At 72.8% G+C, this 13,384-nt stretch carries 8 protein-coding genes; 5 read left to right on the plus strand and 3 right to left on the minus strand.

From position 1 onward, the window contains the following. Window positions 1-102 precede the first annotated feature (102 nt). The 3 genes from C1703_RS26350 to moeZ all read left to right on the plus strand — a co-directional run bounded on the left by C1703_RS26350 (window position 103) and on the right by moeZ (window position 3,041). Window positions 103-1,062 (plus strand): NAD-dependent epimerase/dehydratase family protein, encoded by a 960-nt coding sequence (locus C1703_RS26350; RefSeq protein ID WP_114255180.1) that lies wholly within the window; start codon window positions 103-105, stop codon window positions 1,060-1,062. Continuing rightward, the gene (locus tag C1703_RS26355; RefSeq protein ID WP_114255181.1) at window positions 1,050-1,799 is read left to right on the plus strand and encodes a spherulation-specific family 4 protein; all 750 of its coding nucleotides are present in this window, start codon (window positions 1,050-1,052) and stop codon (window positions 1,797-1,799) included. Before C1703_RS26350 ends, C1703_RS26355 begins: the two co-directional genes overlap by 13 nt. Window positions 1,800-1,862: 63 nt before the next feature. Further along, entirely contained in the window at window positions 1,863-3,041 is a 1,179-nt protein-coding gene (gene moeZ, locus C1703_RS26360) for an adenylyltransferase/sulfurtransferase MoeZ (protein ID WP_031114325.1), read from the plus strand. Window positions 3,042-3,112: 71 nt separating this feature from the next. Here moeZ and C1703_RS26365 read toward each other — a convergent pair whose 3' ends face one another. From C1703_RS26365 to C1703_RS26375, 3 genes are all read right to left on the minus strand, one after another. Next, complete coding sequence (locus tag C1703_RS26365; RefSeq protein ID WP_114255182.1) at window positions 3,113-4,582, minus strand: alpha/beta hydrolase; 1,470 nt, start codon at window positions 4,580-4,582, stop codon at window positions 3,113-3,115. 136 nt (window positions 4,583-4,718) lie between these two features. Further along, complete coding sequence (locus C1703_RS26370) at window positions 4,719-6,263, minus strand: alpha/beta fold hydrolase (RefSeq protein ID WP_114255183.1); 1,545 nt, start codon at window positions 6,261-6,263, stop codon at window positions 4,719-4,721. 107 nt (window positions 6,264-6,370) lie between these two features. After that, window positions 6,371-9,103 carry a lysylphosphatidylglycerol synthase domain-containing protein gene (locus C1703_RS26375; protein ID WP_114255184.1) on the minus strand — a complete coding sequence of 911 codons (2,733 nt, stop codon included), beginning with the start codon at window positions 9,101-9,103 and terminating at the stop codon, window positions 6,371-6,373. A 177-nt stretch (window positions 9,104-9,280) separates the two neighbouring features. Between C1703_RS26375 and C1703_RS26380 the strand changes: the two genes are divergently transcribed. Together C1703_RS26380 and C1703_RS26385 are read left to right on the plus strand one after the other, a co-directional pair. Next, window positions 9,281-9,679 (plus strand): MGMT family protein, encoded by a 399-nt coding sequence (locus C1703_RS26380; RefSeq protein WP_343236409.1) that lies wholly within the window; start codon window positions 9,281-9,283, stop codon window positions 9,677-9,679. A 257-nt stretch (window positions 9,680-9,936) separates the two neighbouring features. After that, window positions 9,937-13,254 carry an ATP-dependent DNA helicase gene (locus C1703_RS26385; RefSeq protein ID WP_114255186.1) on the plus strand — a complete coding sequence of 1,106 codons (3,318 nt, stop codon included), beginning with the start codon at window positions 9,937-9,939 and terminating at the stop codon, window positions 13,252-13,254. Window positions 13,255-13,384 lie beyond the last annotated feature (130 nt).

Genomic DNA, 13,384 nt, shown 5'->3' on the forward strand with positions numbered 1-13,384 from the left:
CCGTGCCACCACCGAAGGCACCCGCCCCACCCTCCCTTCCCGCTCAAGGAGAACCCGCATGACCACCCACCCCGGAGCCACCGCCACCCCGGGAGCCGCGCGATGAGAGTCCTGCTGATCGGAGCCAACGGCTACATCGGGCGCTTCGTCGCCGACCGTCTGCTCGCCGACCCCGCCGTGCAGCTCACCGCCCTCGGCCGCGGTGACGACGCCGACGTCCGCTTCGACCTCGCCTCCGGCAGCCCCGGCGCCCTCACCCGCTTCCTCGACGCCGTCCACCCCGGCGTCGTCGTCAACTGCGCCGGCGCCACCCGCGGCGGCGCCCGCGAACTCACCCGGCACAACACCGTCGCCGTGGCCACCGTCTGCGAGGCCCTGCGGCGCAGCGGCTGCGGTGCCCGTCTGGTGCAGATCGGGTGCAGCGCGGAGTACGGACCGAGCCAGCCCGGCTCCTCCACGGCCGAGGACGCCGTGCCCCGGCCCGGCGGACCGTACGGCGTCAGCAAACTCGCCGCCACCGAGCTGGTCCTCGGCTCCGGCCTGGACGCCGTCGTCCTGCGCGTCTTCTCCCCGGCCGGACCCGGCACCCCCGCCGGCTCTCCCCTGGGCCGTCTCGCCGAGGCCATGCGCCGCGCCATGCAGTCCGGCGACGGAGAGCTGAAACTCGGCGGCCTCGGCGCGCAGCGCGACTTCGTCGACGTCCGCGACGTGGCCCGCGCCGTGCACGCCGCCTCGCTCTCCGCCGCGCAGGGCGTCATCAACATCGGCTCCGGCCGCGCCGTACGGCTGCGCGACGCCGCCGCGGTCCTCGCCCGCGTCGCCGGGTACGGCGGCGCCCTCCACGAGCTCGACGGCCCGCCCGGCGCGCTGCGTCCGGCCATCGGCCACCCCCGGCCCGACTCGGACCAAGCGCACCCGGTCGCGTACCCGTACCCGGACGGCTGCGGCAGCTGGCAGCAGGCCGACGTGCGCACCGCGCGCGACCGGCTCGGCTGGCGCCCCCGGATCGGCCTCGAGGAGTCCCTCGCGGACATCTGGATGGAGGCGGCATGCCGCATCTGACCAGCACCCGACCGCGCGCCTCCAGCACCGAGCTCCGCCCCGGCGTCGGTGTCCCCGGCTACGCGCACCCCCTCCTTGCCCCCGCCGAGTGGGGCGAACTGACCCGGCCCGGCACCCCGCTGCACTGGGTGGTCCTCAACGTGGCCGACGGCCCCGGCACCCGCCCCGACCCGCACTGCCTGGAGGCGGCCGGCCGTCTGCGCAACGCGGGCGTCCGCGTCCTCGGCCTGCTCGACACCCGGTACGGCTCCCGGGCCTTCGGCGAACTGGTCTCGGACGCCCACCGGTACGTCGACTGGTACCAGGTCGACGGCTTCCTCCTGGACCGCTGCCCGGCGGACCACGCCGGGCTGCCCGAGGTCCGCCGCACGGTCGCCACGCTCCGCGTGATCCGTGACGATGCCCACATCGTCCTCGGCCACGGCATTCACCCGAACCCCGGCTACGCCGAGCTCGCCGACCAGCTCGTCACCTTCTCCGGCCCCTGGAGCGACTACCGCTGGTCGCAGGTGGCCGAGTGGACCGCCGACCATCCGCCCGAGCGCTTCTGCCACTTCGTGCACGGCGTGCCCCGCGCCCACCTGGACGAGGCCCTGCGCATCGCCCGCTGGCAGGGCGCCGCCACGATCTGGTTCACCGACCACACGGACTGCGGGGGCCGCACCGACCCCTTCGAGTCCATGCCCGGCTACTGGGACGACATCGTCTCGCTGGTCGGAACAGGTGTCTCGGAATGAAAAAGCACATGGCACTGTTACGGGGAGAACAACCGTAGTGATTGACCGACCAACGGAGTCCCCGTGTCGTTGCCACCCCTGGTCGAGCCGGCTGCCGAGCTCACCGTAGACGAGGTTCGCAGGTACTCCCGCCACCTGATCATCCCCGACGTCGGGATGGACGGGCAGAAGCGGCTGAAGAACGCCAAGGTGCTGTGTGTGGGCGCCGGCGGCCTGGGCTCGCCGGCGCTGATGTACCTGGCCGCCGCGGGCGTCGGCACCCTCGGCATCGTGGAGTTCGACGAGGTCGACGAGTCGAACCTGCAGCGTCAGATCATCCACAGCCAGGCCGACATCGGCCGCCCGAAGGCCGAGTCCGCCCGCGACAGCGTCAAGGGCATCAACCCGTACGTGAACGTGGTCCTTCACGAGGAGCGGCTCGAGGCCGACAACGTGATGGACATCTTCAGCCAGTACGACCTGATCGTCGACGGCACGGACAACTTCGCGACCCGCTACCTGGTCAACGACGCCTGCGTGCTGCTGAACAAGCCGTACGTGTGGGGTTCGATCTACCGCTTCGACGGCCAGGCGTCCGTCTTCTGGTCCGAGCACGGCCCCTGCTACCGCTGCCTGTACCCGGAGCCCCCGCCCCCCGGCATGGTCCCCTCCTGCGCCGAGGGCGGCGTCCTGGGCGTGCTGTGCGCGTCCATCGGCTCCATCCAGGTCAACGAGGCCATCAAGCTCCTCGCCGGCATCGGTGAGCCGCTGGTCGGCCGCCTGATGATCTACGACGCCCTGGAGATGCAGTACCGCCAGGTCAAGGTCCGCAAGGACCCGAACTGCGCGGTCTGCGGCGAGAACCCGACCGTCACCGAGCTCATCGACTACGAGGCCTTCTGCGGCGTCGTCTCCGAGGAGGCCCAGGCGGCGGCCGCCGACTCGACGATCACTCCCAAGCAGCTCAAGGAGTGGATCGACGACGGCGAGAGCATCGACATCATCGACGTCCGCGAGCCGAACGAGTACGAGATCGTCTCCATCCCGGGCGCCCGGCTGATCCCGAAGAACGAGTTCCTCATGGGCACCGCCCTGGAGAGCCTCCCGCAGGACAAGAAGATCGTCTTGCATTGCAAGACGGGTGTCCGCAGTGCGGAAGTCCTCGCGGTCCTGAAGTCCGCGGGCTTCTCGGACGCCGTCCACGTCGGCGGCGGCGTGATCGGCTGGGTCAACCAGATCGAGCCGGACAAGCCGGTCTACTGAGCCGTACCCGGCCTGCCTTTCCGAGCGGCGGGGGCTTCGCGCACCACGGGTGCCCGGAGCCCCCGCCGTCGTCATGAGCAGACCTTGCCGTCCTTCGGCACCGAACCGTCCAGCAGATACGCGTTCACCGTCGAGTCGACGCAGTCGCTCCCGCTGCCGTAGGCGCCATGCCCCTGGCCCCGCCAGGTGAGCATCACGCCGACACCCTTGCCCAACTCGTCGGCCATCCGCCGCGCGCCCTCGTACGGGGTGGCCGGGTCGCCGGTGTTGCCGACGACCAGGATCGGTGCCGAGCCCGCCGCGCTCACCTCCGGGGTGTCGTGCTGCCCGGGCACCGGCCAGTCGTGGCACCAGCCGGCCGTGTCCCAGCCGAGGAACGTCCCGAAGACCGGGGAGATCTTCTCGAACTGCGGCAGCAGCTTCTTCGTCTCGGCCGCGGTCGGCCGCTGCCGGTCGTCCAGGCACGATATGACCCGCTGGGAATGCGTCGTCGTGCCGTAGCGGCCCGACGGGTCGCGTTCGTTGTAGCCGTCGGCCAGGGCCAGCAGCTCCGAGCCGTCTCCCCGCTCCGCCGCGTCGAGGGCGCTGGTCAGCGTCGGCCAGCTGTCCTTGCTGTACAGCGGCAGGATGATGCCCGTGACCGCGAGCGTCTGGGTCAGCTTCCGCCCGGGCGTGCCCGCCGGCAGGGGCCGGGCGTCGATCCGGCGCAGCAGGGCCGCGATCTTCCGCGAACCCTCGGCCGGGTCCTGGCCGGTGGACTCGAGGTAGCCGTTCAGCGCGCGCTGGAAGCCCCTGGCCTGGTTCTGGGCGTGCCCCACGGTGTCGGCGCCGGGGTCGACGACCGCGTCGAGCGTCATCCGCCCGACCTTCTTCGGGAACAAGTGGGCGTACGTACCGCCCAGTTCGGTGCCGTAGGAGATGCCGAAGTAGTTCATCCTGTCGTCGCCGAGGGCCTGCCGGATGCGGTCCATGTCGCGGGCGGAGTCTGCGGTCGACACGTGCGCCAGCAGCTTCCCGGCGTTCTTCCGGCAGCCCTGGGCGAAGTCGGCGGCGTCCCCGAAGTAGGCCTGCTCCTCGGCGGGGGTGTCCGGGGAGACGTCCACCGATTCCGCCGCCTGGATCTCCTTGTCACCGCGGCAGCGCACGCCCTCGCTCGCGCCCACCCCGCGCGGGTCCCAGCTCACCAGGTCGTACCGCTCGCGGAGCTGGGAGACCGTCGGGGCGTACGACGGCATCATGGACACGCCCGAGGCGCCGGGGCCGCCGAAGTTGAACAGGAGCGAACCCAGGCGGTCGTCGCCACGGGCCTTGGCGCGGATCAGGGCCAGGCCGATCTTCTCGCCGTCCGGCTCGGACCAGTCCAGCGGCACCTTGAGCGTCGCGCACTGCCAGTCTCTGCTCGGCGCGGGGCCGTCGGCCGTGGCCTTGCAGCGGCCCCAGGAGAGCCCGCCCTTGTCCTCGTCGGACGAGCTGCCGGCGCAGCCGGCCGCCAGCAGCGCCGAGGCGACCGCCAGAGCGGTCCACCGTACGAAGCGCGTCATGTGCCCGTCCCCCCCTCGCAGGCCGTCCGCTCCGTGCCGCGGATGGCGGTCAGGCCATGGTAGGCAGATTCCGCGTCGGCCGTCCCAGCCTGTGGATAACCTTCTGAACTGCGGGTTTATCGGGGCCGGGTCGGGATCAAGTGCAGACGGTCCCCGCCCGCGGCACCTTTCCGTCCAGCAGATAACCGTTCACGGCGGCCCGCACGCACTTGTTCTCGCTGTCGTAGGCGCCGTGCCCCTGCCCCCGGTACGTCAGCTCGACGCCGACGCCCTCGCCCAGCGCGTCCACCATCTTCCGCGCGCCCTCGTACGGCGTGGCCGGGTCGCCGGTGTTGCCGACGACCAGGATCGGCGCCGAGCCCGGCGCGCGCACGTCGGGATGGTCGGCGGCGCCCGGCACCGCCCAGTCGGTGCAGCTGATCATGCTCCAGGCCAGATAGTCGCCGAACAGGTCGGACGCCGCCCGGAACTCGGGCAGTTTCCGCTCGACGTAGGCCGTGTCGTAGCGGGGCTTGTCGTCGGCGCAGTTGATGGCGGCGTTGGCGGCGGCGAGGTTGCTGTACTCGCCGTTCTCCTCGCGGCCGTTCATCGAGTCGGACAGCAGCAACAGGATGCTGCCGTCACCGCTGTACGCCTGCTGCAGGCCCTGGGTGAGGTACTCCCAGAAGTCCTGCGAGTACAGCGCCTGCGCGATGCCGCTGGTCGCCGCGGTCTGGGTCAGTTCGCGCGGGAAGACGCCCGGGATGGGGCGGCTGTCGAGGTTCTTCAGCAGCCTGGCGATACGGTTCTTCACATCCTGGGCGCTCGTGCCGATGGGGCACTCCTCGGCCTTGGACACGCAGTCCTGGGCGAAGTTGTCGAGCGCGAGCTGGAAGCCCTTCGCCTGCCCGAGCGAGCCCTGTTCGGCGTTCTGCGTGGGGTCGACGACGGCGTCGAACACGGCGCGGCCGACCCGCTTGGGGAACAGGTGGGCGTAGACGCCGCCGAGTTCGGTGCCGTAGGAGATGCCGAAGTAGTGCAGCCTGTCGTCGCCGAGGACCTGGCGCATCAGGTCCAGGTCCCGGGCCGCGTCGGTGGTGCGCACGTGGGGCAGCACCTTCTTCGAGTTCTGCTCGCAGGCCTCGTTGAACTCCTTGGTGTTGTCCAGGAGCTCGGTGCGCTCGGCGGCGTCGTCGGGCGTGGCGTCCTGCTGGAAGTACGCGTCGAGCTGCTGGTCGTTCTCGCAGATCACGGGGGCGCTGCGGCCGACTCCGCGGGGGTCGAAGCTGACCAGGTCGTAGCGGGTGCGCAGGGTCTCGTAGCCCTCCGCGAAGGCGGGCAGCGAGGTGACGCCCGAGCCGCCTGGCCCGCCGAAGTTGAAGATGAGCGAGCCGATGCGCCGGTTCGGGTCGTCGGCCCTCGCCCGGATCAGTGCGAGGCCGATCGTGTCGCCCTTGGGGTCGTCCCAGTCGAGGGGTGCCTTCATCGTGGCGCACTGCCACTCGCCGCCGTCCGGCAGGGGCGAGGGCGGAGCGCCACCGCCCTGTGCGTCGGACGGGGCCGGGCAGGCCTCCCAGTCCAGCTCCTGCCGCGTGAGGTCCTCGTCCTCGGCGTCGCCGTTTCCGCAGGCCGTCGGCACGGTGGCCAGCAGCACGGCGGTGGCGGTCAGGGCGGCGGCGCGCAGGCGGAGGCGGGTCGGCATGGTTCCATCCTGCGGCGGCGCGGTGCCGGGCGCGCGGGACGCGTGCCGTACGAGGGAGTCGGGGAAGGAGGTGCCGATGGTGCCGGAACGCGCGTCGCGCGGTCGCGTCAGAGGGCTTGTTTCCGGGTGAGGTGGTTGAAGGCCAGCCAGCCCGGCAGTACGGGCAGCCACAGCGTCAGCAGGCGGAACAGCAGGACCGCGGGTGCCGCGACCTCCTTGGGGAGCCCGACGGCGATCAGGCCGACCGTCAGGGTCGCCTCGACCGCGCCCACACCGCCCGGTGTCGGCGCCGCCGACCCGAGGGCGTTGCCCGCGAGGAAGACCACGGCGACGCTGGCGATGCTGATCGAGGTGGACTCGTCACCGAAGGCGCGGATGGACGCGTCCAGGCACATCACGAAGCAGGCGGTCAGCAGCAGCATGCCGCCGATGCCGGTGACCAGCTTCTGCGGCCGCTGGAGCACGTCCAGCATGCGCGGCACGACACCCGCGAACAGCGACCTCACGCGCGTGACGACGAACTTCCGCAGGAACGGCACGGAGGTCACCACGAGCACGAGCACCGCCACTGTCAGCAGACCCGCGATGACGGTCCGGGACGGCGACAGCGACGGCGTCTTCTCCGTGCCGGTCAGGTAGCCGAAGGACAGCAGCATCAGGATGTGGCAGCCGAGCCCGAACAGCTGCGACGCGCCCACACTCGCCACCGCGAGCCCCGGCCGCACTCCCGCGCGCTGCAGGAAGCGCGTGTTCAGGGCGACGCCGCCCACCGCCGCCGGGGCGACGATCTTCACGAAGGACCCGGCGACCTGCGCCGCCACGGTCCGCAGGAACGGCACCCGCTCGGGCACGAACCCCAGCAGTGCCATCGCCGCCGCGATGTAGCTGCACATCGAGAACAGCACGGCCGCCGCGACCCAGCCCCACTCGGCGTTCGCGATGAGCGGCCCGAACTCGATGTGCGTGAGCTGCGTCAGCAGGAAGTACGCGCCGATCGCCCCTGCCATGAAACTGATCAGCGTGCGCGGCCGCACCCGCTCCAGCCGGGCCGGCTCCACCGGTGCCTGCGGCCTGATCCGCAGCACCTCGTGCCGGATCTGGGTGAGCAGATCCTCCTCGCGCGCCTCCTCCAGGGCCTCGTCGATGGCCCGCTTCTCGGCCCGCTGTTCCGCCCGTACGGCCTTCTTGTCGGGCTTCTCCAGGACGGGCACGGCCTCGTCGGAGGTCTCCTCCAGGCGCGCCTGCTTGGCCTGCCGGGACGCCTCCAGGACCGCGTCGCGCTCGCGCTGTGCCCGCTCCCGGGCCAGTCTGCGCAGCGTCGCGCGCGTGGAGCGGCTGAGCGCGATGGGCTGGAGCATCGGCAGGCAGTCCGCCACGGCGTCCGGGCCGAGCACGCCCACCGCGGAAGACACCGCCCGCTCGGCGCCCACCCGGAGACCGAGGGTGACGAGCAGCTGGGACGTGTCCATGCGCAGCAGCAGGTCGCCGGCCGCGATCTCGCCGACGCGCAGGTCGGTGATGATCACCGTGCCGGAACGATCCACCAGAATCGCGTCGCCCACCAGCCTGCGGTGCGCGATACGCCGGGACTGCAGCGCCTTCACCTGGTGCCAGGTGTCGCGCAGCAGGTCGTCGGTGATCTCCTCGTCCGGCAGCGAGTCGAGGGTGCGGCCGCCGCTGTGCTCGTAGACGAGCATCACGGCGTCGGGGCCGAGTTCGGAGGTGGCGATCAGCTTGGGCGCGTTGGCGCCCGCCGCGATGGCCGCGTACGCCAGCAGCGCCTCCTGCTCCAGGGCCTGGCGCAGCGACTGGAGGCTGCTGCGGGTGGCGAAGCCGCGCAGGGTCAGGTTCCGCCAGGCGCGGTAGAAGAAGCCCTGGGCCTGCTGCTCCCGGTCGACCACGGTCACGTCCAGCGGGGGGCCGTCCTCGAGCGTGACGAAGTAGCGGCGGCCCCGGTCCCCGGTGTCCGGGTTGTGGTCCGGGGTGTCCTCGCGCGAGGCGCTGACGGGGCGGAAGCCGACGGTCCGCAGGCCCGCCATCAGCGTCTGCCCGGTGGGCCGGACGTTCGGCGAGCCGACCGCGTACAGCGTGCCGTAGGCCACGGTCCAGCCGATCAGCACGGTCAGGATGATCGAGAACGGTGTGGTGTACCCCGTCACGAGCATCGAGAAGGCGTCGAGGAGCAGCACGACCCACAGCACCGCGCGCCATCTCGGCCGACGCGACATGCCCACGGCTGTCATGTACGCGATGACCGGGGCCAGATAGCCGTGCACGGGATCGGTCAGCGCGTGGATGTCGCCGGGGGAGGGCTGGGTGAGGGCCTCCTGGATGGAGTCCGGGGCGGCCCGGGCGACCCACAGGTCTGTGGCCAGCGTCACGCCGTGCGCCAGGACGGCCGCGAGCACGCCGTCGGCGATCCTGAGCCCGTCCCGTTTGATCAGCCGCTCGATGGCGAAGGCGACCGGCACCAGCAGGATCGCGATGCTGGAGGCCAGCCCCGCGATCTTGATGAGCAGGTCGGGCGCCTGCCCGGTGCCCTTGTTGATGTCCTGTTCGAGGCCCGAGGTGGTGCCGTGCGCGAACGCGGCGATCCCGATCAGCACCGCGACGGCGAGCACCCCCACCAGGAGCCGCATCAGGTCGGACGGGCGGTGCACGCGCGCGGGGAGGAGCGGTTCGTCGCCCTCCACCTCGTCGATGTACGCGGTGTCGGTCCCCTCGGCGTCCGTCCGGGGCTGCTTCCCGGCCGCCTTCGGGCCGTCGTCCGGGGTGCCCGGGCGCGACGAAGCGTCAGAGGTGCCCTCCGGCTCCTCGGGGTGCGCACCCTGCTGCTTCATCGTCTCTTCTTGGTCTCGTATCACCGGTCACCGCCCGCACGATGGTGGCATGCCGCACCGACACACGGGGGCATCAGGGTGCACATGCGGGGGCGGACAGTCTGCCCGACGCGCTCCTGCCGGGCGAGGGAAACGCTCGGGAGCACGCCCGTCCCGTTGTCGGTGGGGTGGGGCAGGATGGGTCGGATGAGTGAGGAGAGCCCTGAGGGGGGCCGGTTCGAGGACGAGGGCGCGAGGGCGCTGCCCGAGTACGCCGAGCGGGTCCTCGACGTCGCGGAACTGATCCCGCCGGGCCGTGTCATGACCTACGGGGACGTCGCCGAATGGCTGGAGGAGGGCGGTCCGCGCCAGGTGGGCCGGGTGATGGCGCTCTACGGGGGAGCCGTTCCGTGGTGGCGCGTGGTCCGGGCGGACGGCGTGCTGCTCCCGGGGCACGAGCAGCGGGCGCTCGGCCACTACCGGGCGGAGGGCACGCCCCTGAAGCAGGCGAGCCGCGCCGCCGAGGGCCACCTGCCGCGCATCGACATGAGACGGGCGCGGTGGGACGGCGGCGAACGCGCGGAAGGTCACACCTGACAGCTTCCGCCATCGCAGGACCTCCTGTGTGGCCCGTGATCCGGACGGGGGAATCGGGGCACACCGGCGGCATGACGTACGTTCGTGAGAGGAGGGGCATGAGTGCCGTGAGTGGCCGACGGGAAAAATTGGAAGCCCTGCTTCCGCCTTGTCCGTCGGCGTAGCGTCGGCTGCGCGTGCCCCCGTCACCCCGCGGTCACCGCCCGCCACGCGCGGCGGCCCGCCAACCAGCACTTCCACCAGGACCGGCGAACCACGTGAGCTCCTCTTCCTCCACCAGCGGCCTGTCGCACCCCCGGGTGCGGCGGGGGAGCCGTGGCGCTTACCGACTGGTACGTACCCCTCCTGCCCGCGTGGACCCCCCTCTTTTGGACGCCTCGCAGCGCTCCGTGGTTGACCACACGGCCGGCCCGCTGCTCGTCCTCGCAGGCCCTGGCACGGGCAAGACCACCACGCTCGTCGAGTCCGTCGCCGAGCGGATCGCCCGGGGCGGCGACCCCGAGCGCGTCCTGGTGCTCACGTTCAGCCGCCGCGCGGCCGTCGAACTGCGCGACCGCCTGGCCCTGCGCACCGGGGCGGCCCGCGCTCCCCAGGCGACCACCTTCCACTCGTTCTGCTACGCACTGGTCCGAGCCCACCAGGACAGCGACCTGTTCGTGGAGCCGCTGCGGCTGCTGTCCGGCCCCGAGCAGGACGTCTCCGTGCGCGAGCTGCTCGCGGGCCAGGTGGAGCTGGAGCGGCTCGGGCTCGCGCACGTGCGCTGGCCGGACGAGCTGCGCGCCTGCCTGACCACGCGCGGTTTCGCCGACGAGGTCCGCGCGGTCCTCGCCCGCACCCGTGAACTCGGCCTCGGGCCCGACGCCCTGGACGCCTTCGCCCGCCGCACGGGACGCCCCGACTGGCGCGCCGCGGCCGCCTTCCTCGCCGAGTACCTCGACGTGCTCGACCTGCAGGGCGTGATCGACTACGCGGAACTCGTCCACCGCGCGGTGCTCCTCGCCCGCCGCCCCGAGGTCGCAGCCCGGCTCGCCGCCCGGTACGACGCCGTCTACGTCGACGAGTACCAGGACACCGATCCCGCCCAGGTGCGACTGCTGCACGCCCTGGCCGGCGGCGGCCGCACCCTGGTCGCCTTCGGTGACCCCGACCAGTCGATCTACGCGTTCCGCGGGGCGGACGTGAACGGCATCCTGGAGTTCCCGCACGCCTTCCCGCGCGCGGACGGCCGTCCGGCCCCCGTGGCGGTGCTGCGCACATCCCGCCGCTCCGGCGCCGCCCTGCTGGCCGCCACCCGGCTGCTGACCCAGCGCATGCCGCTGACCCGGCTGCCCGCCGAGAAGGTATGCGCCCATCGCGAACTCGCCCCCGTCCGGGACGGCGGCCGCGTCGAGGCGTACACGTATCCGACGGCCGGCACGGAGCTGGACAACATCGCCGACATCCTCCGCAGGGCCCACTTGGAGGACGGCGTCCCGTGGAGCGAGATGGCCGTCCTGGTGCGCGCCGGCTCCCGGACCATCCCGACGGTCCGCCGCGCCCTGTCGGCGGCGGGCGTCCCCGTGGACGTCGACGGCGACGACGTGCCGCTGCGCCACGAACCGGCCGTGGCGCCGCTGCTGACGGCGCTTCGGGCGGTGGCCTCGGCCGAGGTGGCGCGGGCCGACGCGCCCGCGGACACCGCCTCCGGCGAGTCCGGGCCCGGCTGGCTCGACACCGAGACCGCCCTCGCCCTCCTCACCTCCCCCCTGGCGAGCATGGACGCCGCCGACCTGCGCCGCCTCGGCCGGGCCCTGCGGGACGAGGAGCGGGCCGCCGGCAATCCGCTGCCACCGCCCTCCGACGTGCTGCTCGCGCAGGCCCTCGCGGAGCCGGAGCGCCTCGCCGTGCACGACCCCGCGTACGCGCGTGGCGCCCAGCGCCTCGGCGCGCTGCTGCGCAAGGCCAGGGAGCGGCTGGCCGGCGGCGGCACGGCCGAGGAGGCGCTGTGGGACCTCTGGGAGGGCACGCCGTGGCCCGGCCGGCTGGAGCGGGCCGCCCGCCGGGGCGGGGCCTCCGGGCGCAACGCGGACCGCGACCTGGACGCGGTCTGCGCCCTGTTCGCGACCGCTGCCCGCGCCGAGGAGCGCTCCGGCGGCCGGGGCGCGCTGAACTTCCTGGAGGAGATCGACGCCGAGGACATCGCCGCCGACACCCTCACCCGGCGTGCCGTACGCCCCGACGCCGTCCGCCTGATGACCGCGCACCGCTCCAAGGGCCTGGAATGGCGCCTCGTGGTCGTCGCGGGCGTCCAGGAGGGCCTGTGGCCGGACCTGCGCCGCCGCGGCTCCCTGCTGGAGGCCGACCGCATCGGCCGCGACGGACTCGCCGAACCCCTCACCCCCGGCGCCCTGCTCGCCGAAGAACGCCGCCTGTTCTACGTGGCCGCCACACGCGCGCGTGAACGGCTCGTCGTCACGGCGGTCAAGGCCCCCGCGGACGACGGCGACCAGCCCTCCCGGTTCCTGACCGAACTCGGCGTCGAACCCAAGGACGTCACCGGGCGCCCCCGCCGCCCCCTGTCCGTCGCGGCACTCGTCGCCGAACTGCGCGCCACCACGGTCGACCCGCGCGTCTCCGACGCCCTGAGGGAGGCCGCCGCCCGCCGGCTGGCCCGGCTCGCCGCCCTCGCCGACGAGGACGGCCGCCCCCTGGTGCCCTCCGCGCACCCCTACCGCTGGTGGGGCATGTTCGAGCCGACCGAGTCCAAGGTGCCGCTGCGCAACCGCGACCAGCCCGTGGTGCTCTCCGGCAGCGCGCTCGACCAGCTCGCCAACACCTGCGCCCTGCAGTGGTTCCTGGGCCGCGAGGTGAAGGCCGACGCGCCCGCGACCGCCGCGCAAGGGTTCGGCAACGTGGTGCACGTCCTCGCCGACGAGGTCGCCTCCGGACGCACCCCGGCCGACCTCTCCGTCCTCATGGAACGCCTCGACTCCGTGTGGAACGCCCTCGCCTTCGACGCGCCCTGGAAGTCGGAGCAGGAGAAGGACAACGCGCGCGTGGCGCTCGAACGCTTCCTGAGGTGGCACGTCATGGACCGCACCGGGCGCACCCCGGTGGCCAGCGAGCACGACTTCGACGTCACCCTCGAAGCGGGCGACTACCAGGTGCGCATCCGCGGCCAGATGGACCGCGTCGAGGCCGACGGCGAGGGCCGCGCGTACGTCGTCGACTTCAAGACCGGCAAGCAGGCGCCCACCGGGAAGGAGGTGGAGCGCCACCCGCAGCTCGCCGTCTACCAGCTGGCCGTCCGGGAGGGCGCCGTCGACGACGTCTTCGACGGTGTGCGCCCCGAGCCGGGCGGCGCCGAACTCGTCCACCTCCGCCAGGGCGCCGCCCAGCGCGACGGCGGCGAGGCCCTGCCCAAGGTGCAGGCCCAGGAGCCGCTGCAGGGGGAGTGGGTCGGCGACCTGCTGGCGACCGCCGCCGGGAAGGTCCTCGACGAACGGTTCACGCCGACCGCCGGGCAGCACTGCACGCACTGCGCGTTCCGGGCCTCGTGCAGCGCGCGTCAGGAGGGGCGCCACGTGGTGGAGTGACCCGGCGGAGTGACGTGGCGGAGTGGCGTGAGGACTGACGTGGTGGAGTGATCCATCGCACCACACGAGCTGACCTGCGGTTCTTCCGCCCCGGAAGGCCGATCGTGCCGCCGCTGTCAGTGCCCGCCGC

The sequence above is a fragment of the Streptomyces sp. Go-475 genome (assembly GCF_003330845.1).
Lineage (GTDB): Bacteria > Actinomycetota > Actinomycetes > Streptomycetales > Streptomycetaceae > Streptomyces.